Here is a 26,385-nt window from a genome sequence, read left to right as displayed (position 1 = left end):
ATGGCTCCCCTCGTGCACGTCGTCGGTGGAGAAATGCGGGAGGACCCAGGTCTGTGCAGAATCGGATGCCCTTGGAGACAGCAACGCGGCACCCGGCCGAAGCCGTGGTGCCGCGTTGTCGGATGCTTCGAACTCAGCCCTTGACGGCGAAGTTGACGATCTTCGGAGCGCGGACGATCACACGAACGATCTCCTTGCCCTCGAGCGCGCGCTGCACCTTCTCGTCAGCGCGGGCGAGCGCCTCCAGCTCGGTGTCGCTGATCCGCGCGGGGACCTCCAGAGTGCTGCGCACCTTGCCGTTGATCTGCACGGCCGTCGTGACCGTGTCTTCCACGAGCATGTCGGCTTCGGGCTGACGCCAGACGACGAGTCCGACAGACGGCTCGTGTCCGAGAGCCTCCCACATCTCCTCCGCGGTGTGCGGCGCGATGAGGTCGAGCATGACGGCGACCGTCTCCGCTGCTTCGCGCACAGCCGGGTCCGCGGCACCCGCGCCCGCGTCGATCGCCTTGCGGGTGCTGTTGACGAGGTCCATGAGACGAGCGACGAGCACGTTGAACTTCGTGTGCTCGACGAGACCAGGCGCGTCCGCGAGCAGACGGTGGGTCACGCGACGCAGCGCCACATCACCCTGGGCGAACGGCGCACCGACCGGAGACTGCACCTCCCGGGCGATACGCAGCGCACGGGAAAGGAACTTCTGCGCGCCCGTCATCGAGACGTCCGCCCAGTCCTTGTCGTCTTCCACCGGACCCGCGAAGGCGAGGCCGACACGCAGCGCATCCGCGCCGTGCGCCTCGAGCTCCTGCTGGAAGAGCACCAGGTTCCCCTTGCTCTTGGACATCTTCTGCCCGTTGAGGATGACCATGCCCTGGTTGATGAGGCTGGAGAACGGCTCGGTGAAGTCGACCAGACCCATGTCGAACAGAACCTTGGTGAGGAAGCGCGCGTACAGCAGGTGCAGGATCGCGTGCTCGACACCGCCGATGTACGAGTCGACCGGCGCCCAGCGACGAGCGTCTTCAGGAGTGAAGGCGGCCTCGTCGTTGCCCGGAGACAGGAAGCGCAGGAAGTACCAGGAGCTGTCGACGAACGTGTCCATCGTGTCGGGGTCGCGCAGAGCCGGCTCCCCCGTCGTCGGGTCGACCGTGCGCACCCACGACTCGGCAGCGCCCAGAGGCGACGTGCCCTTCGGCGAGAGGTCGAGACCCTCCACACTGGGCAGGCGCACCGGCAGCTGCTCTTCGGAGACCGGCACGATGCCGCCGTCCTGCGTATGCAGCATCGGGATCGGCGTACCCCAGAAACGCTGGCGAGAGATCAGCCAGTCGCGCAGGCGGTAGTTCTTCGCCGCCCGGCCCGTTCCGGCTGCCTCCAGCTTCTCGATCGTGCGAGCGATCGCGGTGCGCTTGGAGAGGCCGTTCAGCTCACCCGAGTTGATCATCCGACCGTCGCCGATGAGAGCGACACCGGTCTGAGCCGGGTGCTGCTCCTCGAGCGTCGCCGCCGGGTCGACAGGCACGCCATCAGCGTCGACCTCGACGACGGGCATCGCTCCTGTGATCGGCGCCGTCGTATCGACGACGACCTTGACGGGCAGATCGAAGGCGCGGGCGAAGTCGAGGTCGCGCTGGTCATGGGCGGGCACGGCCATGACCGCACCGTGACCGTAGTCGGCCAGCACGTAGTCGGCTGCCCAGATCGGCAGGCGCTCGCCGTTGACCGGGTTGATCGCGTAGCGCTCCAGGAACACACCGGTCTTCGGACGGTCAGTCGATTGACGATCAATCTCGCTCGTCTTCTGCACCTGCGTCAGGTAGTCCGTGAAGCGCGCACGCACCTCTTCCGGAGCATCCGCGGCGAGCTCCGCCGCCAGATCGGAGTCGGGAGCGACGACGAAGAAGGTCGCACCGTGCAGGGTGTCGGGGCGCGTCGAGAACACGGTCACGGCGCCTTCGCGACCCTCGATCGTGAAGTCCACGTCCGCGCCGACCGAGCGACCGATCCAGTTGCGCTGCATCTGCAGCACCTTGTGCGGCCAGAAGCCCTCGAGCTGGTTCAGGTCATCGAGCAGGCGGTCTGCGTAGTCGGTGATCTTGAAGTACCACTGCGTGAGCTTCTTCTTCACGACCTCAGCGCCGCAGCGCTCACAGCGGCCGTCGACGACCTGCTCGTTCGCGAGCACCGTCTGGTCGTTGGGGCACCAGTTCACCGGGCTCTTCTTACGATAAGCCAGACCGCGCTCGTACATCTTCAGGAACAGCCACTGGTTCCAGCGGTAGTACTCCGGATCGGAGGTGTGCAGCACGCGCGACCAGTCGAACGAGACGCCGTACTGCTGGAAGGCGGCCTTCTGCTGGGCGATGTTCTGGTAGGTCCACTCGCGCGGGTCGGCACCACGACGGATCGCGGCGTTCTCCGCCGGCAGACCGAAGGAGTCCCATCCGATGGGGTTCAGGACGTTGTGTCCGCGGTGACGCCAGAAGCGGGCGACCACATCGGAGTAGAGGTAGTTCTCGGCGTGCCCCATGTGCAGGTCGCCCGAGGGGTACGGGAACATCGCGAGCACGTACTTGCGCGGACGCGTGTCGTCTTCGCCACCTGCGAGGAAGGTCTCGTTCTCGGCCCAGTACTTCTGCCACTTGGCCTGAAGCTCGTGCGCCGACAGCGACTCATCAGCGGACTCGGTGACGGGGAAGGACGCGTGCTCAGACAACGAAGGACCAATCTACGGGTGCGGAACGGCGCGAAAGCCGGATATTCCAGGGTATCCGACTTGACCGGCCCCTGTTGCGTCTCAGCGAGCGCCGTCCGCAGCCTGCTTCTGCAGGAGATCTGACCACTCGCGGGGCAGCGCGGCACCGAGTGCAGCGAGCGGAGCGCGCGCCTTGGTCGCGACCTCCGCGGCCTCCTCTGCGGGGTTCGAGAGCCAGGTGATGCCGCCGCCGGCACCCACGGAGGCGGTGCCTCCGACGTAGATGATCGTGCGGATCACCATCGCGAGGTCGACTTCACCGTCGAGGCCGATGAATCCGAAGCATCCGCTGTAGACGCCCCGCGGCGCGGCCTCCAGTGCGTGCAGGATCGTCATCGCGGACAGCTTGGGGGCTCCCGTCATGCTGCCGGCGGGGAACACCGCGTCCATGAGGTCGCCGAGGAGCACTCCGGCGGTCAGATGGCCGCTCACGGTGCTGACGAGCTGATGCACCGCGGGATACGACTCCACGGCCCAGAGCGCCTCGACGGCGATCGTTCCGGGCTCGGAGACGCGAGAGAGATCGTTGCGCATGAGGTCGACGATCATGACATTCTCAGCCCGCTCCTTCTCGCTCTCCACGAGTTCACGGGCGAGGCGCGCGTCAGCCTCTGCGGTGGCGCCTCGCGGGCGCGTTCCCTTGATCGGACGCGTCCGCGCGACGCCGCCGGAGACGTGCAGGAACTGCTCCGGACTCGCGCTCAGCAGCGCGTGAGGGCCGACTCGGATGAAGCCGCCGTGATGCGCGGGACTCGCCGCACGCAGGCGCAGGTATGTCTGCACCGGGTCGGGTGCATCCTCGACAGTGAAGCGGGTCGTGAGGCAGAGCTGATACGCATCGCCGACGCGGATCGCCTCACGGCACCGCTCGACGAGGGCCGTGTAGTCGTCGACTCCGTGTCGGGCGCGCGCGACGCGCGCCGAGGAGGCGGATGCTGCTCTCTGGCGACCTTCATCGACGGAGACGAGCCAGGCGATCCACTCGTCGAGTTCGTGCTCCTGCGCGAGGACCCACCGCACGCCGTTCCCGTGATCGATCGCCAGCAGATGCGTGACGCCGATCCATGTCTGGCCCGGTACCGTGTCGTCGACGGCCACGGGCGCTCCGGCCACCGCGGCGCCTTCCTCATAGCCCGTCCAGCCGATCCATCCGCCTCGGAACGGGGGAAGACCTGGCTCGGTGGGGCCCGTGCCGTTCAGAGACTGCGCGCGGACGGCGCTCGCATCTGCCGCCACGACGCCGCGCCCGAGATAGCTCCATCCGCTGTCTGCATCCGCGCCCGCGTCAAGCCAGAACACACCCGTCGCACCCGTCACAGCTTTCGCCTCAAGCGCGCTGAAGACGGCCGCGAGATCGACATCGACAGGCAGCCTGCGGGCAGGAAGAGAGGCCGGGCTGTGCACACTCCCAGCGTACGTGGCGGTGCGGGCGCATTACTCTCGTGGTGTGAACGACATTCTGCTCTGGTTGCTCGATACCGTGCAGTCCGTCGACCCGGTTCTTCGGACGGTCCTCGCGGGCATCGCGATCATGCTCGAGACCAGCATCCTGATCGGACTGATCGTCCCGGGCGACACGATCGTCATCGTCGCCGCCATGGGTGTCACGACTCCCCTGCAGGGAGTCGCGCTTGCCATCACCGTCATCATCGGAGCCCTCATCGGCGAGAGCATCGGCTTCGCGCTCGGGCGATGGCTGGGACCGCGCATCCGGCACTCATGGATCGGGCGTCGGATCGGCGAGCACAACTGGGAGCGCTCGGAACGGTACCTGCAGCGCCGCGGCGGCATCGCCATCTTCCTCTCACGCTTCCTCCCCGTTCTGCACTCCCTCGTGCCGCTCACCGTGGGGATGAGCAACTTCAGCTACCGGCGGTTCCTCGCGTGGACGACTCCCGCCTGTGTGATCTGGTCGATCGCCTACGTGAGCGTCGCATCCGTCGCGGCCGGGAGCTACCGCGAGCTCTCCAGCACCGTGCATTTCGCGGGCTACATCTTCGTGGGCGTCATCGTGCTGTTTCTCCTCGCCGCTCTGCTGGGCAAGAAGCTCCTGCAGAAGCGGGAGGAGCGTCACATGCGGGCGACCGCCGAGGAACCTCAGGGAGACGTGAAAGACTGAGGTGATGGCTTCCCCCACTTCCCGCCCGCGGAAGATCCACTGGTTCGCCCGCCTGGAGCACCGCTTCCACGCGTGGCGTGAGCGGCGTGCCCGCAGACGGGGTCGCACGGCGACGGTGCTGCCTTTCCCCGGCTATGGCGGTCCTGGTTGGGTTCGCGTTGTCGGGCGCGTGCTGATCGTCCCGCCGCGGCCGCGCACGGCCAGCGGCGAGTTCGCGAGCGTCCGCGGCTGGCGCAGCTTCGTCGGAATCCCCGTGAGTTTCGCGACCGTCCAGGTCACGGTCAACGGGCGTGTGCATGAGGTAACCGCCGACCGCGGCGGTGTCGTCGACGCGGTCATCCATGAGGAGCTGCCGTCCGGATGGCAGAGCATGCAGATGCGCGTCGAGGGTCAGGATCCTGTCGAAGCCCGAGTCTTCGTCGTCTCCGCGGATGTCCGTTTCGGGGTGGTCTCCGACATCGATGACACGGTCATGGTCACCGCTCTCCCCCGACCGCTCGTCGCCGCGTGGAACTCGTTCGTCGTCGACGAGCACGCGCGTCTTCCCGTCCCGGGAATGGCCGTGCTCCTGGAGCGGATTCTCCGCGACAACCCCGGCTCCCCGATGCTCTACCTCTCCACGGGGGCCTGGAACATCGCCCCCACCCTGTCGCGATTCCTCTCGCGGCATCTGTTCCCGGCTGGTTCCTTTCTGCTGACGGACTGGGGTCCCACGCACGATCGCTGGTTCCGCAGCGGCCGCGAGCACAAGCTGACGAATCTTCGCCGTCTTGCCGTCGAGTTCCCGCACATCAAGTGGCTGCTCATCGGCGACGACGGACAGCACGACGAGGCGATCTACACGCAGTTCCTCGCTGAGCACCCGGCGTCGGTCGCGGGTGTGGCGATTCGTCGACTGCGCCCCGCCGAGGCGGTGCTCGCGGGTGGCCGTGTCGCGCCCGAAGATCATTCTGACGACGATGTCCCGTGGGTGAGCGCCGAGGACGGCGCGGGCATCCTTGAGAAGTTCGTCGAGGCCGGACTCCTTCGCTAGGACGATCGTCATGACTTCCTCCTCCCCCGCGATCCGCGCCGAGGTTCCGCGGGTGCTGACTCGGAATCGCTGGCGCGCCCGGGAAACCGCGCACCAGGAGCGGGCGGATCGACTGAGCGCGGAGCACCGTGCGCGGGCACAGCGGGGTGAGAAGCATCCGGTCTGGGACTTCCTCTTCACCTACTACGGCTACAAGCCCTCGCAGTTGCGTCGCTGGCATCCGGGGGCCGGTGTCGTCCTCGAAGACGCGTCCGAGCGTGCCGAGTGGCGATGGTACTCGGCAGGCGATCGTCCGGACAGTGTCGTCCCCGATGCCACACGGTACGCGCACGAGAAGCCGGAGCTCGCGCAGCTCGTCGAGCGGATGCTGCGACGCACCGCAGCACGGCCCGGACAGTTCGGATGCTTCGGCTTGCACGAGTGGGCGATGGTCTACCAGCAGGATGAGACGCGGCATCCGGTTCCGCTGCGTCTCGGACGCGCCGGAACCGATGCGGTGGTCGAGTCGAACGAGCTGCGGTGCACGCATTTCGATGCCTTCCGCTTCTTCACGGCCCCCGCGGTGCCCCGCAACCGTCTGGCGCTGTCGCGCGAGACGCAGCCGGACTTCGAGCAGCCCGGATGCCTGCACGCGGGCATGGATCTGTACCGCTGGGCGATGAAGCTCGGTCCTCTGATCCCTGGAGAGCTGCTGCTCGACACGTTCGAACTCGCACGGGACATCCGTCTGCTGGACATGGAGGCTGCTCCCTACGATCTTGCTGCCTGGGACGTGGTGCCCGTCGCCATCGAGACGGTGGAGGGCAAAGCGGAGTACGTGCGACGTCAGCGCGAGTTCAGCGTGCGGGGAGCTACTCTGCGCACGGCGCTGCTGGAGGCCTGGCTCGGCACCGAGCCCTCTGCCGCGTAAGATCACGAGATATCACCGGCGCGACGACGCACCCAGGAGAATCATGCTCGAACGCGAGATCACCGAGCCCGTGTCCCTCACGCTCCCCGATGGCCGCTTCAATCCCGATGCGCAGGGCTGGACACGCACGCCGCTGCACGATACGTCCGGCATCGGTCGACGACGGTGGGGGCGCAACAAGCGCTGGGAGTACTGGAACGTGATGACCCCCACGCACATCGTGGCGCTCACCGTGTCGCACGTCGACTACGTGTCGCTGCATTCGGTCTGGGTGTTCGACAGGGCGACCTCCGCGGCCGTCGAGGTGACAGACATCCTTCCGTTGGGCCGAAGCGCCACTTTGCCGGCGTCGCTGGGTGAGGGTCCTGCGCGCGCCCGTACGCGGCGCCTGTCGATCGACATCGATGAGAATGAGCCCGGAACGCGTCTCCGGGCTCGTACCTCGCGCGTTGACCTCGACATCACCGCCGAGCGTCCCTTCGGGCATGACGCACTCGGCGTCGTGGTGCCCTGGCGCACGCCGAGAGGCATCTCCCGGTTCCAGTACACGGTGAAAGACGTCGCGCGCCCGGCTCACGGCCGCATCACGATCGATGGCACGGCCCACGACTTCGATACGGATGCGTGGGCTGTCCTCGACCATGGAGGAGGACGCTGGCCCTACCGCGTCTGGTGGAACTGGGCGGCGGGCAGCGGCGTCGCGGACGGCCGCGTGATCGGGCTGCAGCTCGGGTCCAAGTGGACCGACGGATCCGGATCGACCGAGAACGCGCTCGTCGTCGACGGACGTCTGTCGAAGATCAGCGAGGAACTCCGGTGGGACTACGACGCGAATGAGTGGATGCGCCCCTGGCGAATCACCGGCGACAGCGCCGAGCTCACCTTCACTCCGTTCTTCAACAAGTCCTCGCGGACGAACGCGCTCGTGATCTCATCACGCACGGATCAGCTCTTCGGCGTGTGGAGCGGATGGGCACGTGACGAGCACGGACGGAATGTCACGGTCGACGGCATCCAGGGTTTCGCCGAGGACGTGCTCAACCGCTGGTGACGAGAGTCGAGTCCACGGTGAGCGCCGCGATCACGCCGCGCGCGGCCGCACGTCCGGCACGGTTGGCCCCGATCGTGCTCGCCGAAGGACCGTAGCCGACCATCTGCACGCGCGGGTCGGCGACAGCGGTCGTCCCGCGACCGGCGCGGTCGAGCTGGATGCCACCATGCGGGCTCCGCAGCGCGAGGGGCGCCAGATGGCCGATGGCGGGACGGAACCCCGTGGCCCAGAGGATCACGTCCACACGCTCGAACCTTCCATCCGCCCAGCGCACACCGTCCGGCTCGATCCGCGCGAACATCGGCAGCCGATTCGCGTACACACCCATGCTCTCGGCTTCGCGCTCCTGCTCGCGAAGGATGAGCCCGGTGACGCTCACCACGCTCTGCGGTGGCAGGCCCTCGGCGACGCGCTTCTCGACGAGCGCGACGGCCGCAGCACCCGCCTCGGACGTGAAGTCGTCGCTGCGCCACACCGGCTCACGTCGGGTCGCCCAGAGAACATCGGCAAGCGGGGCGAGAGCGCCGAGGAACTGCACGGCGGACGCCCCACCTCCGACGACGAGCACGCGCTTGCCACGGAAGTGCGCGGGTCCGGGGTAGTCGACCGTGTGCAGCTGCTCGCCGAGAAAGGTCTCCATGCCGGGGTAGTGCGGCAGGAACGGCTGAGTCCATGTCCCCGTCGCGTTGACGAGGGTGCGGGTGCGCCAGGTGCGGTCTCCTGCGATCACGGCGAGGATGCCGTCCTCGTCGTGCACGCTGTCGACGTGGACGGGGCGGATCACCGGAAGCGCATGCGTGCGCTCGTACTCCTCGAAGGAGTCCGGGACCGCTCGGTTCGCCTGTCTGCCGTCTCGAGCCGGAGGACGTGCGTCAGGGAGTTCGGCGACCCCGTGCACGTCGCGCATCGTGAGCGCGTCCCACCGGTGCTGCCAGGCTCCCCCGGGTGCGGCGTTCGCATCCAGGACCACATGCCGGATGCCTCGGCGGGTCAGATGATACGACGCCGACAGCCCCGCCTGGCCTGCACCGATCACGAGACTGTCGAGGATGTCCATATCGAGAGACAACGCGCCGCTGCTGCGGATTGTTCCGGTATCCACGTCTGGGCTGCCCGTTCGCGACCTGGCATGCGCCGTCGAAGATCGAAGTTTCGACATGCCCGTGAAACGAGAGAATCCCCGCCGAGGCGGGGATTTCGATGGTGGACCTGAGGGGACTCGAACCCCTGACCCCCTGCATGCCATGCAGGTGCGCTACCAGCTGCGCCACAGGCCCATCTTGCTGTTGCGATCTTCACCGCAACAACTTGATAAGCGTACTACACGCCCGGCGGCGATTCCCAATCGGGAGGACCTCCTGCGATCAGCCGGGCGTGTTGCCGCTTTGCTACTCCCCCGCGACGGGGCTTGCGGTCTCGATCGGGACCGTCGGGCAGTCCTTCCAGAGGCGCTCGAGATCGTAGTAGCTGCGTTCTTCTTCATGGAAGATGTGCACGACGAGGTCGCCGAAGTCGAGCAGAACCCAGCGCGCCTCGGTGCGGCCCTCGCGACGAACACGCTTGTGACCGGCCTCGATGAGCTTGTCTTCGATCTCGTCCGCGATCGCGGCGACGTTGCGCTCGCTGTTGCCGGTGACGATGAGGAAGATGTCGACGAGCGGAAGCGGCTCCGACACGTTCAGGGCGACGAGATCCTCGCCGCCCTTCGATACCGCGGCATCAGCTGCGAGCTGCAGCATACGGGCTGCGGTTTCTGGTGACTGCATTACGAGAAGACTCCTGTTGTGAAGGCGACCACGAGGGCACCGACGAGAGCGAGCGCAAGCGCACCCGCAGTGATCGTCAGCGCCAACATGAGCTTGTTGCCCTTGTCGGGCTCCGGCGGGCGGATGACCTCGCCGGCGGGCTTGATGGTGCTGATCGCGGAACTTGCTGCGATCGGCACGGGAGAGGATGCGGCGGGGATCTCACCGTCGAGGAGGACAGCGTCGACCTCTTTGCCGTCTGCGGCGCCGATGGCGTGACCCTGCGAGCCGATGCCATCGGGCAGTGACATCATGCCGGTGATGAGGATCTCACCCGTCGTCGGCACCGGCCCGGAGAGGGATCCGGCGCCAGGGGTCTGGTTGTAGATCAGAGCGCTCGGTGCGACGCGCGAAGAACCCGTGGAATCGCCGGCCGTGAGCAACTCGCCGAAGGAGTTCGACGGGCGCGGAGCCCGTGGCTCTTCCTTCGCCAGGAGGGCCTCGCCGAATCCGGGATTGACCTTCGGGCGCGAGTCCTGCGGCAGCGGTGCGACCTGGGGCTGCGGTACGTTCTCCGCGACAGCAGGAGCGACCTCGACCTCCCCGGTCTGGCGGTCGAACGGAAGATCACCGAAAGCGGGCGCGCCGAACGGCGCGGACGCTTCTGCCGGACGTTCGAACAGTGACGACACCGACTCCTTCGAGACCGGCGAGTCCCAGGAGATCGTCTCCCCTTCCGGCTCGACCGGCGCATCGAACGCCGGCGCAGTGAACGTGGGAACGTTCGTCGCAGGCGCGGACGGCATCACCGGAACGGAGGCGATCGGCGCGGACGAGGCCTCGTCGCGACTGGGGGCAGCTGCGGGTGTGGCATCCGGTGCCGGAGCCGAGCCGGACTCGGATCCCGTCGCGATGGAACCCGTCCGCAGACGCTCCTCTGCACGCGCACGCTTGCGCGTCATCGGGGCGTCGGGCGTGGTGACGGCTTCGACGGTGGCCGCGGGGGGAACCTCGATCGGTTCGGCGGCGCGCGGAAGCGGCGCAGCCGGGACGACAGGCGTGACCGTGGGTGCGGTCTCGACGTCGACGGCAACGCGCCCGGCGGGTTGCGCAGAGGCGGGTGCGGCGCCTGACTGCGGTGTCGCCACAGGTGTCGAGCCGGTGAGGCGCACCTCACGCAGCTGCTTGCGGGTAAGCGAACCAGATTCGGGCTGATCCGATGTGCTCATACCTTGCTCCGATACAGATGATGCTTCGCTATGTACTGCACGACCCCGTCGGGAACGAGGTACCACACCGGATCCCCCGCGCGGACGCGCTCCCGGCAGTTCGTTGACGAGATGGCCAGAGCCGGAACTTCCAGTTGACTCACGTCATCACTGGGAAGTCCGTCCGTGCTGAGCACGTGCCCTGGGCGGGACACGGCGACGAAGTGCGCCAGGTCCCACAACTCATCATGATCCCTCCAGCTGAGAATCTGCGCTACGGCGTCGGCACCGGAGATGAAGAAGAACTCCGCCTCCGGCCGTTGAGCCTTCAGGTCGCGCAGTGTGTCGATCGTGTAGGTGGGTCCGTCACGATCGATGTCGACACGACTCACGGTGAAGTTCGGGTTGGATGCGGTCGCGATCACCGTCATCAGATAACGATGCTCACTGAACGTGACGTCATCTTTGTGCCAGGGCTCACCCGTGGGCACGAACACGACCTCATCGAGATCGAAGGAGTGCGCAACCTCACTCGCAGCCACGAGGTGGCCATGGTGAATGGGGTCGAAAGTTCCACCCATCACGCCGATGCGCGGTGTACGAGTGGTCGTCGTCATGCGCGAAGCCTAGTGGCCGTGACCTGCTCCATGCTTGCCGTGCTTCGCAGCCCAGGCCTCGGCCTTGGCGGAGTGGCGGTTCGCCACGTTGCGGTACGACATGGTCACGATCGCAAGGAGACCGAAGATGAGGGCGGCGATGACACCGAAGATCAGCGTCTCGAGCGCGACGTTGCCGTGTTCTGCCTCGGCGGCTGCCATCACGATCTGGGAGGCGAGGTTCATCAAATCTCCTATGTAGAACCGGGTACGAGAATTCTCGGTCCCAGTCTAGCCGTCAGGCGCGCGTCTGACCGGAACCGCGCGCGAGCCACTTGGTGCTCGTGAGTTCGGACAGACCCATCGGTCCGCGCGTGTGCAGCTTCTGCGTCGAGATGCCCACCTCAGCACCGAAGCCGAACTCGCCTCCGTCGGTGAAGCGCGTCGAGGCGTTGGCCATGACGACTGCGGAATCCACCTCGGCGAGGAAGCGCTCCGCATTGCGCGAATCGGTCGTGATGATCGACTCGGTGTGTCCGGTGCTGTACCGACGGATGTGGGCGAGCGCCTCATCGAGCGTGTCGACGACCTTCATCGACACATCGAGGCTAAGGTACTCGGTCGCCCAGTCCTCTTCCGTCGCGGGAACGACGCCCGGCACGAGCTCCGCGACACCGGCATCGCCGTGCACGGTCACGCCCTGCGAGACAAGCGCCTCGACGACGTTCGGGACCAGCCGCTCGGCGGCCGGGCGCAGCACGAGGACGGTCTCGACCGCGTTGCACACGCTCGGACGCTGCACCTTGGCGTTCACGACGATGTCACGCGCCCAGTCATCCGGAGCACTTTCGTCGAGCACGATGTGCACGACACCCGCACCCGTCTCGATGACCGGCACCGTAGACTCGGTCACGACGGCCTCGATGAGTGATGCGCTCCCCCGAGGGATCAGCACGTCAATGAAGCCGCGGCCGCGCATCATGGCGTGCGCCCCCTCGCGACCGAAGTCATCAACCGTCTGAATCGCCTCCGCCGTGATCCCCGCAGAGTCGAGCGCAGCACGCATGACCTCGACCAGCACGGTGTTCGAGCTGCGAGCCGCGCTTCCGCCGCGCAGCACAACGGCATTGCCGGAGCGCAACGCGAGAGCGGCGATATCGACGGTTACGTTCGGGCGCGCTTCGTAGATAACGCCCACCACGCCGAACGGCACGCGCACCTGCTCGAGGGCGACACCATTGGGCATCCGGTGTCCGCCCACGACCTGTCCGACCGGATCCGCCAGCGCAGCGACCTCGCGCACCGCCGAGGCGAGTCCCGCGATACGCGCGTCGTCGAGGCGCAGACGGTCGAGAAGTCCAGTCGTAAGACCGTTGTCACGGCCGCGCTCGAGATCTTCCTGGTTCGCCGCGATGATCGCCGGGGCGCTCGCCACGAGCGCATCAGCGATCGCGTGCAGAGCACTGCGCTTGTCGTCACTCGTCAGCTGAGCTGTCGCTCGCGACGCCTCCTTCGCCAGCGCCATGCGCTGCTGAGGAGTGTCGGTCACGACGGGCGCGGAAGACGTGTCAACGGTCATGCGCTCAGTGTACCGAGGGCCTCAGACCCTCGGATCCGTGTCAGCGCTGTGTGACGTCTGCCGGCTCGAACCAGGTGCCGATGTCAGACCCCGCCAGCGCCTCCTCGATGAGGTCAGCGCTGGTCACGAGCACGCCGATGCCGGATGCTGCCGCCAGACGCGCCGCGGAGACCTTGGTCGCGGCCCCTCCGGTGCCCACGCCGTTCACCACGGTCGCTCCGAACTCAAGTCCAGACAGGTCGGAACCCGCCGGAATCACGTCGAGGGGCGTCGCCCCGGGATCACTGGGAGGCTTCGTGTACAGCGACTCGACATCGCTGAGCAGCACGAGAGCATCGGCTCCGATCAGCTGAGCGACAAGCGCGCCGAGCCGGTCGTTGTCGCCGAAGCGGATCTCCTGCGTGGCCACCGTGTCGTTCTCGTTGACGATCGGCAGCACACGCAGCGCAAGCAGACGCTCCATGGCACGCTTGGCGTTGCTACGAGACGTCGCGTTCTCGAGGTCGTTGGTCGTCAGCAGCACCTGGCCGGAGACGATCGCGTGCGGTCGCAGCGCCTCCTGGTATCGGTAGATCAGATAGTTCTGACCCACGGCCGCTGCGGCCTGCTGAGTCGCCAGATCGGTGGGTCGCGCATCCAGACGCAGGAACGGGATGCCGGTGGCGATCGCACCCGACGACACGAGCACGACCTCGGCACCACGCGCGTGCGCCGCGGCCAGGGCATCGACGATCAGCGGGATGCGCCAGGCAGAATCTCCACTGATGGACGAGGACCCGACCTTGACGACGATTCGTTCGGCGGTCGCGAGATCCGCCCGGGCGCGAGCGGTCACTCGCCCTCCGCGGGAAGGTCGTCGCGGCGCGCGAGACGCTCGGTCTCGAGCTCTGCACGCGCGGCAGCCTTTGCGTCCATCCGCTCGTGATAGCGCTCACGACGCTGGCTGGTCGTCCGACGCGTGTTGGTGTCGAGGCGGGAGTCTAGGCCTCTCGCCGACGTGATGAGCTCGGCGGACGAGGTCATCGTCGGCTCCCAATCGAACACGACGCCATTGCCCTCGCCGATGATGACGGTCGCACCGGCGGTCGCGCCGAGCTTGAAGAGCTCGTTCTCGACGCCGAGCTTCTCGAGGCGGTCGGCGAGGTACCCCACGGCCTCTTCGTTCTGGAAGTCGGTCTGCAGCACCCAGCGCAACGGCTTCTCGCCGAGCACGTGGTACACGTTGCCGTACGTGCCGCCTTCGACACGGACCGTGAACTCCTTGACCGCGCCCTTGGGGCGGATGACGACACGCTCGGCGGGCGCTTCGACAGCCGCGGCAACACGGTGCTTCTCGACGAGCTCACCGAGAGCGAACGTCAGCGGACGCAGTCCCTCGTGCGACACCGTGGAGATGTCGAAGACGCGGAATCCGCGGGCTTCGAGCTCAGGACGCACAAGATCTGCGAGATCGCGCGCCTCCGGCACGTCGATCTTGTTGAGTGCGATGAGCTGCGGGCGCTCCAGCAGCGGAATCTGTCCTTCGGGAACCTCGTAGGAGCCCAGCTCGGCGAGGATCACGTCAAGGTCGGAGATCGGGTCACGACCGGGCTCCAGGGTCGCACAGTCGAGCACGTGCAGCAGCGCGCTGCATCGCTCGACGTGGCGCAGGAACTCCAGTCCGAGTCCGCGGCCCTCGCTCGCCCCCTCGATGAGACCCGGGACGTCGGCGACCGTGTAACGCGCATCGCCCGCCTGGACGACGCCGAGATTCGGGTGCAGTGTGGTGAAGGGGTAGTCGGCGATCTTCGGGCGCGCCGCAGAGATCGCAGCGATCAGGCTGGATTTCCCGGCCGACGGATAGCCGACGAGCGCGACATCCGCGACCGTCTTGAGCTCGAGCACGATCGAGCCCTCGTACCCGGGGGTTCCGAGCAGGGCGAAGCCGGGAGCCTTCCGCTTGGGCGAGGACAGCGCGGCGTTGCCGAGTCCGCCCTGCCCACCGGCTGCAGCGATGAACCGTTCGCCGGGGACGAGAAGATCGACGAGCGTCTCACCGTCGGCGGTCTTCACCACGGTGCCGACGGGCACCGGAAGCTCGAGGTCCTCCCCCATCGCACCGGAGCGCATGTCGCCCATGCCGAAGCCGCCGTTGCCGGCCGCGCGGTGCGGCGAGTGGTGGTAGGACAGCAGCGTCGTGACCTGCGGGTCGGCGACGAGGACGACGTCGCCGCCGTCACCGCCATTGCCACCATCCGGACCACCCAGAGGCTTGAACTTCTCACGGTGCACGGAAACACATCCGTTGCCACCCTTACCTGCACGCAGGTGCAGCGTGACGGTATCAACGAACGTGACCATGTCGGGAGTCCTTTTCAAATACGCAGACGGGGCGGGCCGAAGCCCGCCCCGTCTGGATGTCTATCTGTCGCTCAGGCGACAGCGGTGACGATGTTGACGACCTTGCGGCCGCCCTTGTTGCCGAACTCGACCGCACCGGCTGAGAGGGCGAAGAGGGTGTCGTCCTTGCCACGGCCGACGTTCACGCCGGGGTGGAAGTGCGTGCCGCGCTGGCGGACGATGATCTCGCCGGCGTTGACTTCCTGGCCGCCGAAGCGCTTGACGCCAAGTCGCTGGGCGTTGGAGTCACGACCGTTACGGGTGGAGCTTGCGCCCTTTTTATGTGCCATTCCTTAAGCCTCTTCCGCTTACTTGATGCCAGTGACCTTGACGCGCGAGAGCTCCTGACGGTGGCCCTGACGCTTCTTGTAACCGGTCTTGTTCTTGTACTTCTGGATGACGATCTTCGGGCCGCGGAGGTTGCCGAGAACCTCAGCCGTGACCTTCACCTTTGCGAGCTTGTCGGCGTCAGTGGTGACGGCGTCGCCGTCAACGAGCAGCACCGCGGGAAGCTCAATCGTCTCGCCCTTGGCCGCGCTGACGCGGTCGAGCTGGACGACCGTGCCGACCTCAACCTTCTCCTGCCGGCCACCGGCGCGCACTACTGCGTAAACCACTTCACACCTGTTTCATTGGGGAGCACATGGGCTCCGTACTCTCACGGAAAGACTCTGCTTGCATCGATGCCACAGCGGAGAACCGCTTCAGCGGGTGCAGCTGCAAGACATCATCCGTGCGCCCAGCAAATGCGGACGGCACGGTGCACCAAGGAGCTACTTTACCGGATGCCACGCGATGCCGCAAAGCGAGCCACGCCGTAGGATCGCGGCATGGCAATTCTTGTGGACGATGCGATCTGGCCGGCGCACGGACGCCTCTGGGCGCACCTGGTCAGCACCGCCAGCATCCAGGAGCTCCACGAGTTCGCCGCGGCGCACGATCTGCCGCGCCGTGCCTTCGACCTCGATCACTACGACGTTCCCGCAGAAGCGCTCCCCCGGCTGATCGCCGGAGGAGCGCGTCATGTCACAGGCAAGCAGCTTGTGCGGGCTCTGATCGCCTCAGGACTCCGTATCCCCGCCCGAGACCGCTGACGGCGCCGTTGTGGGCGTGTGCACGACCGGCGTGCCCGATAGCGCCGCGGTGGAGACGCGACGACGTCCGCGCCCCTGACCGGGGGCCTTCGGCTCGGGCAGTGCGTCGAGCACGGAGTCCAGTAGAGCTTCGGTCTGCGTCTTGGGCGCGGAGCGGTCGCCGCCGCGCTTCTTGCGCGACTTCTTCGGACGCTCACCCTGCACGCTCTCCGCCGGAGCAGCGGGCGCCGCACCCTCGACCTCGATCTGCGGGAGCAGCGTGGAGGCAGCGATCTGCGCGAGTGCCGACTTCGCACCCTCGGGGATGCTGTGCGTTGCGGATGCGGCGGGCGCAGACGCCTGCGAGGACGAGGCGTTGCCGTTTCCTCCGCTGTTGCCGTTGCCGTTGCCGTTGTTTCCGCCGCCGTTGCCGTTGCCTCCGCGCTGACGACGATTCGAGCCGCCGTTGCCGTTGCCTCCGCCGGAGTTCGACGACGAACGGTGCTTCACGACCGGATCGTGGTGAACGATGACGCCGCGCCCGGCGCAGACCTCACAGGCCTCGCTGAAGGTCTCCAGCAGTCCGAGGCCGAGCTTCTTTCGCGTCATCTGAACCAGGCCCAGCGAGGTCACCTCGGCGACCTGGTGCTTGGTCCGGTCACGACTCAGGCACTCGACGAGACGGCGCAGCACGAGATCGCGGTTGGATTCGAGCACCATGTCGATGAAGTCGACGACGATGATGCCACCGATGTCGCGCAGACGCAGCTGACGGACGATCTCTTCCGCCGCCTCCAGGTTGTTCTTCGTGACGGTCTCTTCGAGGTTGCCCCCGGAGCCGACGAACTTGCCGGTGTTGACGTCGACAACCGTCATGGCCTCGGTGCGGTCGATCACAAGCGATCCACCGGAGGGCAGCCAGACCTTGCGGTCGAGCGCCTTCTCGATCTGCTCTGTGACACGGAAGGCGTCGAACGGATCGACGTCATCCTCGTACGCCTCGACGCGCTCCAGCAGGTCGGGGGCGACGCTCTCGAGGTAGCCGCGGATGGTGCGGCTGGCGTCCGTGCCCTGGATGAGCATCTTCGTGAAGTCCTCGTTGAAGACATCACGCACGATCTTGACCAGCAGGTCAGGCTCTGCGTGAAGCAGGGAAGGTGCCTGGATGCTCGTGACCTGCGTGCGGATGTGTTCCCACTGGGCGGTCAGACGCTGCACGTCGCGCGTGAGCTGCTCCTCGGTCGCACCCTCGGCCGCCGTGCGCACGATCACGCCGGAGGATTCCGGAAGCACCTCCTTGAGGATGCGCTTCAGGCGCGCACGCTCGGTATCGGGGAGCTTCCGGGAGATGCCGTTCATGGATCCGCCGGGCACGTACACGAGGTAGCGGCCGGGGAGGGAGATCTGGCTCGTCAGACGGGCGCCCTTGTGGCCGACCGGGTCCTTCGTGACCTGCACGAGAACCTTGTCGCCCGGCTTGAGCGCCAGCTCGATCCGGCGGGGCTGATTGCCGGTCTCGACACCGTCCCAGTCGACCTCGCCCGAGTAGAGGACGGCGTTGCGTCCTCGTCCGATGTCGACGAAGGCCGCCTCCATGCTGGGCAGCACGTTCTGCACGCGCCCCAGGTACACGTTGCCGATGAGCGAGGCGTCCTGGTTGCGGGCCACATAGTGCTCGACGAGAACGTTGTCCTCAAGCACCGCAATCTGCGTGCGGCCGTTCTTGGATCGGACGATCATTTCGCGGTCGACAGCCTCACGGCGAGCGAGGAACTCGGCCTCGGTGACGACCGGGCGGCGACGACCGGCATCGCGGCCATCACGCCGACGCTGCTTCTTGGCCTCAAGGCGCGTGGAGCCCTTGATTCGCTGCGGCTCGGTGATGTACTCGACGACGCGCTGACGCTGACGCGGCTCTTCACGCGTCTCGTCGGCGTCTCCGCCGCGACGGCGACGACCACGGCGGTTGCCGCCGGAGGCGTCATCCGCATCTGTCAGGCTGTCTCGCTCCGGACGAGCCGGCAGCGGCACGAACTCCGGGGCGTAGAAGTGCAGCTGCGTGGACACCCGGGAGACGAACACCTCGGGGAGCAGCCCCAGACTCACGGCCGTGACGGGAGCAGGCTTCGTCGGCTCCACCGCCGGGACGACGGCTTCCGCGTCCGGAGCGGCGGCGGAAGCATCCGCATCCGACGCCTCTGCGGCGGGCGCCTCGACCTCGGCCGCGCCCGGTGCCGCTTCATCGGCCTCGACCGAAGTCTTCTCGACAGTCGTCGACTCCTCCGCCTCGACGGCCGCGGGCTCGTCTGCGTCCGCGGCGGGGGCCTCTGCCGGCTCCTCCGCAACAGTCGACGCCGTGCCGCCTTCAGGTTCTGCGTCCGGCGCAGCATCCGTCTCGGGCGTGTCGATCAGCGTCTCGAAGGAGAGCTGTTCGTCACCATCATGGGTAGGACTGTTGTCAATGTTCTCATCGGCCATCTCTGGCTTACTCCCTGCACAGGGGCCTGCGCCCCCGTGAAATCGTGCGGCACTCTCGGTGCCGTCTCACTTGGCTGCGATCGGCGAACGCTCTGATCGCGAGGAGGCATGTGCCTCCGAAAGTCTGCGTGCGATGTCCCCTGGCTCGCCAGGTACGACATCAACGTTCATTATCGCACCATGCGACGCAGAACGCGGCATCCGACGGCGATCCCGACGAACTTCCGCGTCATCCACAGGACACACCCCGCCCATAGGAAAACTTCGGCATAATCCGAATCATGACTGCCGCACGATCGCGCCCTGTTGTCTTCGCCCTGTGGCTCATCGTCGCCGGCGTGATCGGCTGGTGGGCGGCCTTCCAGCTCACGGTAGAGAAGTTCCACCTGCTCAGTGATCCCAACGCGACGCTCGGCTGCGATTTCAGCCTTCTCGTGCAGTGCCAGGCGAACCTGGATTCCTGGCAGGGATCGGTGTTCGGCTTTCCGAATCCGATCATCGGGCTCACCGGATGGATGGCACCGGTCGTCGTGGGTGCCGCGCTCCTTGCCGGCGCGCGATTCAACCGCTGGTTCTGGCTGCTGTTCGGCCTGGGCATGACCGGTGCCCTGGCTTTCGTCATCTGGCTGATCACGCAGAGCATCTTCGTGCTCGGCACGCTGTGCCCGTGGTGCATGGTCACCTGGTCAGTGACGATTCCGACCTTCTTCGCCACGCTGGTGCATCTGTTCCGCGTGGGGGCGTTCCCCGTCAGCACGAAGACGCAGGAGGCGGCGGACCGGCTCATGAGCTGGGTTCCCCTCGCCACGGTGCTGGCTTTCGCGGTCATCGCAGTCATCGCGCAGCTGCGTTTGGATGTGCTGGGCAACCTCTTCTGAGCGCGCTTCGTAGAAAGAGGCGGCACCCCTCACCAGGGGTGCCGCCTCTTTCCTGTGTGGCTCAGGAGAACCAGATGCCCAGTTCACGGGCAGCCGACTCGGGGCTGTCCGAGCCGTGCACGAGGTTCTGCTGCACCTTGAGTCCCCAGTCGCGGCCGAAGTCACCGCGGATGGTGCCGGGAGCGGCGGTCGTCGGGTCGGTGGTGCCCGCGAGCGAGCGGAAGCCCTCGATGACGCGGTTGCCTGCGAGGCGGATCGCCACCGATGGTCCCGACATCATGAACTCGAGGAGCGGCTCGTAGAAGGGCTTCCCCTCGTGCTCGGCGTAGTGCTGCTCCAACAGCGCACGGTCGGGCTCGACGAGGCGGATGTCGACGAGCGAGTACCCCTTCGCCTCGATGCGCGCGAGAATCGCGCCGGTGAGGCCGCGGGCCACACCGTCGGGCTTGACCAGGATCAGCGTCTCTTCAGTAGTCATTGCGTTCACTCTCTGTGTCGAATTCGAAAGGTGTCGGTTCAGCTGTCGGCCTGGGCACGTGCCGCTTCGCGGTCGGTGCGTCCGCCGGCGATCATCGCATAAGCCCACATTCCGCCGAAGACGACGGCGATGAAGGCGACGGCCGGAACGAGGAATCCACCGAGGGCGACGAGCACCTGGAGCGTCCATCCTGCGACGACACCGCCACGGGTGTGCACGCGGCCAGCCGTGATGATCATGGCGAGGGCGATGACGCCTCCGCCGACGATCGCCCACCAGGGTTCAATTCCCTCAGGCAGGGCGCGGAGGCCGAAGACGGTCAGCCCGCCGAGTCCGACGACGACGGCCTCGAACCCGAGGACGACGGCGCCGAGCTTCGCCGCCAGGCCGCGGGGCGCGCGGCGGGACGGAGTCGCGGACGCCTCGCTCATGCGCGCCATCCGCTCTTCCAATCTTCAGCCTCGGCCAGCGCGATGGCCTGCCCAGCGAGGACGACAGACCCGGCGATCACCACGGCGCGTCGATCCGCCGAAGCGGCCCACTCCCGGGCGGCGTCAGCCGCATCCTGCAGCGACGGGTGCACCGTCACGCGTTGACCGGCGGCCTCGACGAGGTCGGCGATGGCGTCGGCGTCGTTCGCCCGATCGGAGTCGGGCGCGGTCGCGAAGATGTGCGTCGCGGCGGGTGCGAGTGCTGCCACGATGCCTTCTGCGTCCTTGTCGGCGAGCACACCGAGAACGATGCCCCACTCGCCGAAGTCGAAGTTGTCCCGGAGCGCCTCCGCCAGCGCACGTGCACCGTGCGGATTGTGCGCAGCATCGACGATGACTGTCGGTGCGATGCCGAGGAGCTGGAGACGCCCCGGCGACGTGGTTCCCTGCAGTCCGTCGGCCACGATGTCGGCCGCGATCGGCTTGGTCGCACCTCCGATGAGTGATTCGACCGCGGCGATCGCCAGCGTCGCATTGAAGCCCTGGTGCGCACCGTACAGCGGCAGGTACTCCTCGGCGTACTCCCCTGCGAGGCCCTGCAGGCTGATCTGCTGCCCGCCGACCGCCAGGCGCTGTTCACGCAGCGCGAAGTCCTGACCTTCGAAGGCGATGGATGCGCCGCGCTCGGACGCCACGCGACGCAGGACGGCCTCCGCCTCCGACGTCTGTCTCGCGGAGACGACTGCGGCGCCATCCTTGATGATCCCGGCCTTCACCTCGGCGATCTTCGCGATCGTGTCCCCGAGCCTGTCGGCGTGATCGATGTCGATCGGCGCGAAGACTGCGACATCGCCATCGGCGGTGTTGGTGGAATCCCAGGCACCGCCCATGCCGACCTCCAGGACGAGGACGTCGACCGGAGCATCCGCAGCAGCGGCGAAAGCCAGTGCGGTCAGCAGCTCGAAAAACGTCAGCGGCTCTTCACCGGCGGCTGCCAGCTCGGCGTCGACGAGCCCGACGAAAGGCTCGATGTCGTCCCAGGCGTCCGCGACCGCGGCATCGTGGATCGGTTCGCCGTCGATCATGATCCGCTCGGTGAAGCGCTCCAGGTGGGGGCTCGTGAACAATCCGGTGCGCAGCCCGTGCGCGCGCAGCAGGCTCTCGATCATGCGGGCCGTCGATGTCTTGCCGTTGGTGCCGGTGATGTGCACGACGCGGTAGGTGCTCTGCGGGTCGCCCAGCAGCTCGAGCAGGCGCGCGGTGCGCTCCTTGCGGGGCTGAACCCAGCGCTCCCCCGCCCGGCTCAGCAGCGTCTCGTAGACGGCGTCAGCGCGATCCTGATCGCTCATGAGGCCACCTCAACCGGAGTCGAATCGATCGTGACGATGAGTGCGGCCTTGCCGACGCCGAGTGCGCGGGCACCGGAGCAGAACACGCCGTCTCCGGGGCTCCTGACCTCATCCACCAGCGCATCGGTGTTCTCAGTGGCCTGCACAGCGAAGCCCACAGCCAGCGTCTCAGCGGCGATGAGATCGGCGTGCTGCTGGAGCGCAGCGGCCTCGGCGGCGTCCGCATTCAGAGCCAGCACAATGCGGTCGCTGACCTCGAGACCGGCGTTCTTGCGAGCCTCCTGCACGACGCGGATCGCGTCGCGGGCGAGGCCTTCGGCTTCGAGCTCGGGTGTCGTCGTCGTGTCGAGCAGCACGAAGCCCCCGCTCGGCACAACAGCCAGCGCCTCACCTTCGGGGCGTCCCGAGGTCTCGAGCGCGAGCTCATACTCGTGCGGCTCGAGCTCGATGCCGTCGGCGGTGACCACGCCGCCGTCTTCGGTCCAGAGGCCGGCCTTGGCCGCCTTGATCACGTGCTGGACGTTCTTGCCCAGACGCGGTCCCGCGGCACGCGCGTTGACACTCAGACGGTGACTGATGCCGTACTCGGCGGCCGTGCTCTCGCCCAGGGCGACGAGCTCGACGCTCTTCACGTTGAGCTCCTCTCGGAGGATGTCCTCGAACTGCGCGAGGGCATCGGCCTGCGCCGAGACAACCGTGAAGCGCGAGAGCGGCAGACGAACGCGCAGCCCCTCCTTCTTGCGCAGCGCGTTACCCACGCTCGACAGCTCGCGCACAGCGTCCATCGCGTCGGCGATGTCCGCCGCGTTTGGGAACTGCGCGGCGTCCGGCCAGTCCTGCAGGTGCACGCTGCGCCCGCCGGTCAGTCCCTGCCAGACGCGCTCGCTGATGAGCGGAACGAGAGGAGCTGCGACACGAGTCAGCGTCTCGAGCACCGTGTAGAGCGTGTCGAAGGCCTCGCGGCTCTTCGGGTCGTCATTCACGCCGACCCAGAAGCGGTCGCGCGAGCGACGGATGTACCAGTTCGTCAGGACCTCGACGAAGTCGCGCAGACGCGCCGACGCCGTCGTCGAGTCGAGACCGGTGAGGTCCGCATGCACCTCGCGTACAAGGTCGCCGAGACGGGACAGGATGTAGCGGTCGAGCACGTCGGTCGAATCGGTGCGCCAGCTCGCTTCGTAGCCCTCGCCACCCGCACCGCCCGCGGCGTTCGCGTAGGTCGAGAAGAAGTACCACGAGCTCCACAGCGGCAGCAGGAACTCGCGTACGCCGGCGCGGATGCCCTCCTCGGTGACCGAGAGGTTGCCCCCGCGCAGCACCGAGCTCGACATCAGGAACCAGCGCATCGCATCCGAGCCGTCGCGGTCGAAGACCTCCGAGACGTCCGGATAATTGCGCAGCGACTTCGACATCTTGTAGCCGTCGTTGCCGAGCACGATGCCGTGGCAGCTCACCCCAGTGAACGCCGGGCGATCGAAGAGCGCGGTCGAGAGCACGTGCATGACGTAGAACCATCCACGCGTCTGCCCGATGTACTCGACGATGAAGTCGGCCGGCGAGTGCGAGTCGAACCACTCCTGGTTCTCGAACGGGTAGTGCACCTGGGCGTAGGGCATCGATCCCGAGTCGAACCACACGTCGAAGACGTCTTCGATACGGCGCATCGTGCTCTTGCCGGTGGGGTCGTCCGGGTTGGGACGCGTCAGGTCGTCGATGTACGGGCGGTGCAGATCGATCTCGCCCTCGGGGTTGCGCGGCAGCGTGCCGAAGTCACGCTCAAGCTCCTCCAGCGAGCCGTAGGCGTCGATGCGCGGGTACTCCGGGTCGTCGCTCTTCCAGATCGGGATGGGCGAGCCCCAGTACCGGTTACGGCTGATCGACCAATCGCGGGCGCCTTCGAGCCACTTGCCGAACTGTCCGTGCTTGACGTTCTCGGGCACCCAGGTGATCTGCTCGTTGTTCGCGAGCAGGTCGTCCTTGATGTCGGTGACGCGGATGAACCAGCTCGACACCGCCTTGTAGATCAGGGGGTTGCGGCACCGCCAGCAGTGCGGGTACGAGTGCTCGTAGCTCTGCAGCCGGACGAGACGGCCGTCTGCGCGCAGCAGGCGGACGAGCGGTGTGTTGCCGTCCATCCACAGCTCACCGGCGACGTCCGTCACCTGCGGGAGGAAGCGCCCGCCGTCGTCGAGCGAGATGATCGTGGGGATGCCCGCGGCGTTCGCGAGACGCTGGTCGTCTTCACCGTAGGCCGGGGCCTGGTGCACGATGCCGGTGCCGTCGCTGGTCGTGACGTAGTCATCGACGAGGATGCGCCAGGCGTTCTCGGTGCCCCACGTCTCGGCATCGGCGTAGTAGTCGAAGAGGCGGTCATAGGTGACATCCGCCAGCGCCGCGCCGAGGTGGGTCGCGCTGATCGCCGCGACGGCGTCATCGGCGCTCTCGTAGCCGAGATCCTTCGCGTAGCCGCCGAGCAGCTCGCGCGCGAGCAGGTACTCATGCGCGGATGCTTCGATGACGGCGTCATCCGAGCCCGCGGCTGCGTGCACATCGGCCGCGCCGTTCGGTCCCGCGGGCACGACGACGTACTCGATCGCTGGTCCGACGGCGAGGGCAAGATTGGTGGGCAGAGTCCACGGCGTTGTCGTCCAGGCGAGAGCGCGCACATTCGTCAGACCGAGCGACTCGGCCTTCGCCCCCGTGAGCGGGAAGGTGACTGTGACCGACGGGTCCTGACGCATCTGATAGACGTCGTCATCCATGCGCAGCTCGTGCGCCGACAGCGGCGTCTCATCGCGCCAGCAGTACGGCAGCACGCGGTGTCCCTCGTAGGCGAGGCCCTTGTCGTAGAGCGTCTTGAAGGCCCAGAGCACGCTCTCCATGTATCCGAGGTCGAGCGTCTTGTAGCCGCGGTCGAAGTCGACCCACCGCGCCTGACGGGTGACGTAGTCCTGCCACTCGTGCGTGTACGCGAGCACGGAGTCCTTCGCCTTCGCATTGAAGACGTCGATCCCCATCTCTTCGATCTCGCTCTTCTCGGTGATGCCGAGCTGCTTCATCGCCTCGAGTTCTGCGGGAAGACCGTGCGTGTCCCAGCCGAACACGCGATCGACCTTGTGCCCGGTCATCGTCTGGAACCGCGGGAAGACGTCTTTTGCATAGCCCGTGAGCAGGTGCCCATAGTGCGGCAGTCCGTTCGCGAACGGAGGACCGTCGTAGAAGACCCACTCCGGCGCGCCCTCGCGCCGCGCGATCGACGCACGGAACGTGTCGTCGGCCTGCCAGAAGTCGAGCACCTCGCGCTCGATCTGCGGGAAGCGCGGGCTCGGAGCGACGTCGGCGGCGGGGCCGAAGGCGGAGGAACGCGGGTAGGTCATCGTGTCTCGCAGTTGTCGTGTGGCGATCTCTGCGAGGACGATCCCGTGCCGGATTTCGCCGACGGACCGCGGTACCACCTCGCGTGCATCGGATACGTCGCATCCGGTGCCACTCTCACTGCGGCGATGACGGGCCTGCCCCGCTCGGTTCTACTGAGTCGTGCGACCGTTCTTCCGAGAGCTCCCCGGCGATACCCGGATCAAAGCTGGTCTGGCTATTGTACGCAGATCCGCTGGCGAGCGGTGGCCCGTCCGCGCGGGCGATGTCCGCAGCCACCCGTACGCTCGACGCATGGCTCGCAAGAACGACTCCCCGACCGCCCCTCGTGTGTCCGCCCCGGATCTTCCCGCGACCCTGACCCCCGCCCCCGCTGCACGACGTGCCCACCTCACCGCCGCGCAGTTGAGCCTCGCGGGCGACGTCGACCTGGCCTATGCAGACCTCGACCAGTGCACGTTCTCGGCGGATGCCGGCTCGATCGATCTCACCGGCGCGACGCTCGTCGATGTGGACGCAACGGATGTCCGAGCCACCACTCTCGTGTTGCGCAACGCGAACCTTCGCCGCGTGCGCATCAGCGGCGGGCGCGTCGGCACGCTCGACCTGAGCGGCACGCGCGTCAGCGAGCTCACCCTGCGCGATCTGCGTGTGGAGTACCTGACCTTCGGCGGCGCCCGTCTGCATGACGTGGTGATCGAAGACTGTCGTGTGCGCGCGCTCGACATGCCGCAGGCAGAGATCGCACGCCTCGCGTTCGAGCGCAGTGATGCCGATGAAGTCGACACGGGTGGGATGCGCGCGAGCGACCTTGACCTTCGCGGCCTGGACGCCGCGGCCTACCTCGACACGAACAGCCTGCGCGGCACGACGATGAGTCTGCTGCAGGTCGAGCGCCTCGCCACGGCCTTCGCACGCACCGCAGGCATCCAGGTCCTGCTCTGAGGC

24 protein-coding genes and 1 tRNA gene are annotated in these 26,385 nt (G+C 67.1%); 7 read left to right on the top strand and 18 right to left on the bottom strand.

Annotation, left to right across the window (positions count from 1 at the left end; all coding sequences use genetic code 11):
* Window positions 1–133 precede the first annotated feature (133 nt).
* Window positions 134–2,668, bottom strand: a complete 2,535-nt coding sequence (gene leuS, locus AC1REM_RS10855; RefSeq protein ID WP_492515471.1) for a leucine--tRNA ligase — start codon at window positions 2,666–2,668, stop codon at window positions 134–136.
* Between the two features lie 129 nt (window positions 2,669–2,797).
* Window positions 2,798–4,159, bottom strand: coding sequence for an aminodeoxychorismate synthase component I (gene pabB, locus AC1REM_RS10850; protein WP_492514649.1), 1,362 nt, complete (start codon window positions 4,157–4,159; stop codon window positions 2,798–2,800).
* A gap of 43 nt (window positions 4,160–4,202) precedes the next feature.
* Between pabB and AC1REM_RS10845 the strand changes: the two genes are divergently transcribed.
* Genes AC1REM_RS10845 through AC1REM_RS10830 form a run of 4 tightly spaced genes read left to right on the top strand, consistent with a single transcriptional unit; the run spans window position 4,203 to window position 7,868 of the window.
* Entirely contained in the window at window positions 4,203–4,874 is a 672-nt protein-coding gene (locus AC1REM_RS10845; RefSeq protein ID WP_492514648.1) for a DedA family protein, read from the top strand.
* A 4-nt stretch (window positions 4,875–4,878) separates the two neighbouring features.
* A complete protein-coding gene (locus AC1REM_RS10840; RefSeq protein ID WP_492514647.1) occupies window positions 4,879–5,907 on the top strand; it encodes an App1 family protein phosphatidate phosphatase in 1,029 nt (342 codons plus the stop codon).
* A gap of 10 nt (window positions 5,908–5,917) precedes the next feature.
* Complete coding sequence (locus AC1REM_RS10835) at window positions 5,918–6,817, top strand: 3-methyladenine DNA glycosylase (protein ID WP_492514646.1); 900 nt, start codon at window positions 5,918–5,920, stop codon at window positions 6,815–6,817.
* 43 nt (window positions 6,818–6,860) lie between these two features.
* On the top strand, window positions 6,861–7,868 hold the full coding sequence (locus tag AC1REM_RS10830) for a DUF2804 domain-containing protein (protein WP_492514645.1): 1,008 nt from the start codon (window positions 6,861–6,863) through the stop codon (window positions 7,866–7,868).
* On the opposite strand, the gene AC1REM_RS10825 is transcribed toward AC1REM_RS10830, so the two are convergent.
* The 11 genes from AC1REM_RS10825 to rplU all read right to left on the bottom strand — a co-directional run bounded on the left by AC1REM_RS10825 (window position 7,855) and on the right by rplU (window position 15,992).
* Complete coding sequence (locus AC1REM_RS10825; protein ID WP_492515470.1) at window positions 7,855–8,925, bottom strand: NAD(P)-binding domain-containing protein; 1,071 nt, start codon at window positions 8,923–8,925, stop codon at window positions 7,855–7,857. The genes AC1REM_RS10830 and AC1REM_RS10825 overlap by 14 nt on opposite strands.
* Before the next feature lie 144 nt (window positions 8,926–9,069).
* Window positions 9,070–9,145 (bottom strand) — tRNA-Ala (locus AC1REM_RS10820).
* A 111-nt stretch (window positions 9,146–9,256) separates the two neighbouring features.
* Window positions 9,257–9,634 carry a ribosome silencing factor gene (gene rsfS, locus AC1REM_RS10815; RefSeq protein ID WP_204939820.1) on the bottom strand — a complete coding sequence of 126 codons (378 nt, stop codon included), beginning with the start codon at window positions 9,632–9,634 and terminating at the stop codon, window positions 9,257–9,259.
* Window positions 9,634–10,842 (bottom strand): hypothetical protein, encoded by a 1,209-nt coding sequence (locus AC1REM_RS10810; protein ID WP_492514644.1) that lies wholly within the window; start codon window positions 10,840–10,842, stop codon window positions 9,634–9,636. The genes rsfS and AC1REM_RS10810 overlap by 1 nt, the downstream gene beginning before the upstream one ends.
* Window positions 10,839–11,438 (bottom strand): nicotinate-nucleotide adenylyltransferase, encoded by a 600-nt coding sequence (nadD, locus tag AC1REM_RS10805; protein ID WP_204939818.1) that lies wholly within the window; start codon window positions 11,436–11,438, stop codon window positions 10,839–10,841. The genes AC1REM_RS10810 and nadD overlap by 4 nt, the downstream gene beginning before the upstream one ends.
* Before the next feature lie 9 nt (window positions 11,439–11,447).
* The gene (locus AC1REM_RS10800) at window positions 11,448–11,663 is read right to left on the bottom strand and encodes a hypothetical protein (RefSeq protein ID WP_204939817.1); all 216 of its coding nucleotides are present in this window, start codon (window positions 11,661–11,663) and stop codon (window positions 11,448–11,450) included.
* Window positions 11,664–11,715: 52 nt separating this feature from the next.
* Window positions 11,716–12,996 (bottom strand): glutamate-5-semialdehyde dehydrogenase, encoded by a 1,281-nt coding sequence (locus AC1REM_RS10795; protein ID WP_492514643.1) that lies wholly within the window; start codon window positions 12,994–12,996, stop codon window positions 11,716–11,718.
* 40 nt (window positions 12,997–13,036) lie between these two features.
* The gene (proB, locus tag AC1REM_RS10790) at window positions 13,037–13,831 is read right to left on the bottom strand and encodes a glutamate 5-kinase (RefSeq protein WP_492514642.1); all 795 of its coding nucleotides are present in this window, start codon (window positions 13,829–13,831) and stop codon (window positions 13,037–13,039) included.
* Complete coding sequence (gene obgE, locus AC1REM_RS10785; protein WP_492514641.1) at window positions 13,828–15,336, bottom strand: GTPase ObgE; 1,509 nt, start codon at window positions 15,334–15,336, stop codon at window positions 13,828–13,830. Before obgE ends, proB begins: the two co-directional genes overlap by 4 nt.
* Window positions 15,337–15,407: 71 nt before the next feature.
* Window positions 15,408–15,665, bottom strand: a complete 258-nt coding sequence (gene rpmA / locus AC1REM_RS10780) for a 50S ribosomal protein L27 (protein ID WP_204939813.1) — start codon at window positions 15,663–15,665, stop codon at window positions 15,408–15,410.
* An 18-nt stretch (window positions 15,666–15,683) separates the two neighbouring features.
* Entirely contained in the window at window positions 15,684–15,992 is a 309-nt protein-coding gene (rplU, locus tag AC1REM_RS10775; protein ID WP_204939812.1) for a 50S ribosomal protein L21, read from the bottom strand.
* Window positions 15,993–16,205: 213 nt separating this feature from the next.
* Here rplU and AC1REM_RS10770 point away from each other — a divergent pair, with 213 nt between their 5' ends.
* On the top strand, window positions 16,206–16,469 hold the full coding sequence (locus AC1REM_RS10770; RefSeq protein ID WP_204939811.1) for a DUF4031 domain-containing protein: 264 nt from the start codon (window positions 16,206–16,208) through the stop codon (window positions 16,467–16,469).
* On the opposite strand, the gene AC1REM_RS10765 is transcribed toward AC1REM_RS10770, so the two are convergent.
* Window positions 16,437–18,926, bottom strand: a complete 2,490-nt coding sequence (locus AC1REM_RS10765) for an Rne/Rng family ribonuclease (protein ID WP_492514640.1) — start codon at window positions 18,924–18,926, stop codon at window positions 16,437–16,439. The two genes, AC1REM_RS10770 and AC1REM_RS10765, sit on opposite strands and share 33 nt — an antisense overlap.
* 281 nt (window positions 18,927–19,207) lie before the next feature.
* Between AC1REM_RS10765 and AC1REM_RS10760 the strand changes: the two genes are divergently transcribed.
* Window positions 19,208–19,804 (top strand): vitamin K epoxide reductase family protein, encoded by a 597-nt coding sequence (locus AC1REM_RS10760; protein ID WP_492514639.1) that lies wholly within the window; start codon window positions 19,208–19,210, stop codon window positions 19,802–19,804.
* A gap of 61 nt (window positions 19,805–19,865) precedes the next feature.
* Here the strand turns inward: AC1REM_RS10760 and ndk are convergent, their stop codons facing one another.
* The 4 genes from ndk to ileS are packed head-to-tail and all read right to left on the bottom strand — an operon-like array spanning window position 19,866 to window position 25,439.
* Window positions 19,866–20,282 (bottom strand): nucleoside-diphosphate kinase, encoded by a 417-nt coding sequence (gene ndk / locus AC1REM_RS10755; RefSeq protein ID WP_204939808.1) that lies wholly within the window; start codon window positions 20,280–20,282, stop codon window positions 19,866–19,868.
* Window positions 20,283–20,320: 38 nt separating this feature from the next.
* Window positions 20,321–20,713 (bottom strand): DUF4233 domain-containing protein, encoded by a 393-nt coding sequence (locus AC1REM_RS10750; protein WP_492514638.1) that lies wholly within the window; start codon window positions 20,711–20,713, stop codon window positions 20,321–20,323.
* Entirely contained in the window at window positions 20,710–22,062 is a 1,353-nt protein-coding gene (locus AC1REM_RS10745) for a bifunctional folylpolyglutamate synthase/dihydrofolate synthase (protein ID WP_492514637.1), read from the bottom strand. The genes AC1REM_RS10750 and AC1REM_RS10745 overlap by 4 nt, the downstream gene beginning before the upstream one ends.
* Entirely contained in the window at window positions 22,059–25,439 is a 3,381-nt protein-coding gene (gene ileS / locus AC1REM_RS10740) for an isoleucine--tRNA ligase (protein ID WP_492514636.1), read from the bottom strand. The genes AC1REM_RS10745 and ileS overlap by 4 nt, the downstream gene beginning before the upstream one ends.
* Before the next feature lie 292 nt (window positions 25,440–25,731).
* On the opposite strand from ileS, the gene AC1REM_RS10735 reads away from it, so the two are divergent.
* Window positions 25,732–26,382, top strand: coding sequence for a pentapeptide repeat-containing protein (locus AC1REM_RS10735; RefSeq protein ID WP_492514635.1), 651 nt, complete (start codon window positions 25,732–25,734; stop codon window positions 26,380–26,382).
* Window positions 26,383–26,385 lie beyond the last annotated feature (3 nt).

The organism is Microbacterium sp. GW823-FHT02G05 (genome assembly GCF_058797175.1).
This window is presented reverse-complemented; position numbering and strand designations above follow the sequence as displayed.

Excerpts from the sequence above, each read along its gene's own strand:
- rpmA (WP_204939813.1), bottom strand. The coding sequence starts at position 15,665 with ATGGCACATAAAAAGGGCGCAAGCTCCACCCGTAACGGTCGTGACTCC.
- ileS (WP_492514636.1), bottom strand. The coding sequence starts at position 25,439 with ATGACCTACCCGCGTTCCTCCGCCTTCGGCCCCGCCGCCGACGTCGCT.
- AC1REM_RS10840 (WP_492514647.1), top strand. The coding sequence starts at position 4,879 with ATGGCTTCCCCCACTTCCCGCCCGCGGAAGATCCACTGGTTCGCCCGC.
- AC1REM_RS10760 (WP_492514639.1), top strand. The coding sequence starts at position 19,208 with ATGACTGCCGCACGATCGCGCCCTGTTGTCTTCGCCCTGTGGCTCATC.
- AC1REM_RS10765 (WP_492514640.1), bottom strand. The coding sequence starts at position 18,926 with ATGGCCGATGAGAACATTGACAACAGTCCTACCCATGATGGTGACGAA.
- AC1REM_RS10835 (WP_492514646.1), top strand. The coding sequence starts at position 5,918 with ATGACTTCCTCCTCCCCCGCGATCCGCGCCGAGGTTCCGCGGGTGCTG.
- AC1REM_RS10795 (WP_492514643.1), bottom strand. The coding sequence starts at position 12,996 with ATGACCGTTGACACGTCTTCCGCGCCCGTCGTGACCGACACTCCTCAG.
- AC1REM_RS10735 (WP_492514635.1), top strand. The coding sequence starts at position 25,732 with ATGGCTCGCAAGAACGACTCCCCGACCGCCCCTCGTGTGTCCGCCCCG.
- rsfS (WP_204939820.1), bottom strand. The coding sequence starts at position 9,634 with ATGCAGTCACCAGAAACCGCAGCCCGTATGCTGCAGCTCGCAGCTGAT.
- AC1REM_RS10745 (WP_492514637.1), bottom strand. The coding sequence starts at position 22,062 with ATGAGCGATCAGGATCGCGCTGACGCCGTCTACGAGACGCTGCTGAGC.
- ndk (WP_204939808.1), bottom strand. The coding sequence starts at position 20,282 with ATGACTACTGAAGAGACGCTGATCCTGGTCAAGCCCGACGGTGTGGCC.
- AC1REM_RS10770 (WP_204939811.1), top strand. The coding sequence starts at position 16,206 with ATGGCAATTCTTGTGGACGATGCGATCTGGCCGGCGCACGGACGCCTC.
- AC1REM_RS10800 (WP_204939817.1), bottom strand. The coding sequence starts at position 11,663 with ATGAACCTCGCCTCCCAGATCGTGATGGCAGCCGCCGAGGCAGAACAC.
- obgE (WP_492514641.1), bottom strand. The coding sequence starts at position 15,336 with ATGGTCACGTTCGTTGATACCGTCACGCTGCACCTGCGTGCAGGTAAG.
- AC1REM_RS10750 (WP_492514638.1), bottom strand. The coding sequence starts at position 20,713 with ATGAGCGAGGCGTCCGCGACTCCGTCCCGCCGCGCGCCCCGCGGCCTG.
- AC1REM_RS10830 (WP_492514645.1), top strand. The coding sequence starts at position 6,861 with ATGCTCGAACGCGAGATCACCGAGCCCGTGTCCCTCACGCTCCCCGAT.
- nadD (WP_204939818.1), bottom strand. The coding sequence starts at position 11,438 with ATGACGACGACCACTCGTACACCGCGCATCGGCGTGATGGGTGGAACT.
- AC1REM_RS10810 (WP_492514644.1), bottom strand. The coding sequence starts at position 10,842 with ATGAGCACATCGGATCAGCCCGAATCTGGTTCGCTTACCCGCAAGCAG.
- AC1REM_RS10825 (WP_492515470.1), bottom strand. The coding sequence starts at position 8,925 with ATGGACATCCTCGACAGTCTCGTGATCGGTGCAGGCCAGGCGGGGCTG.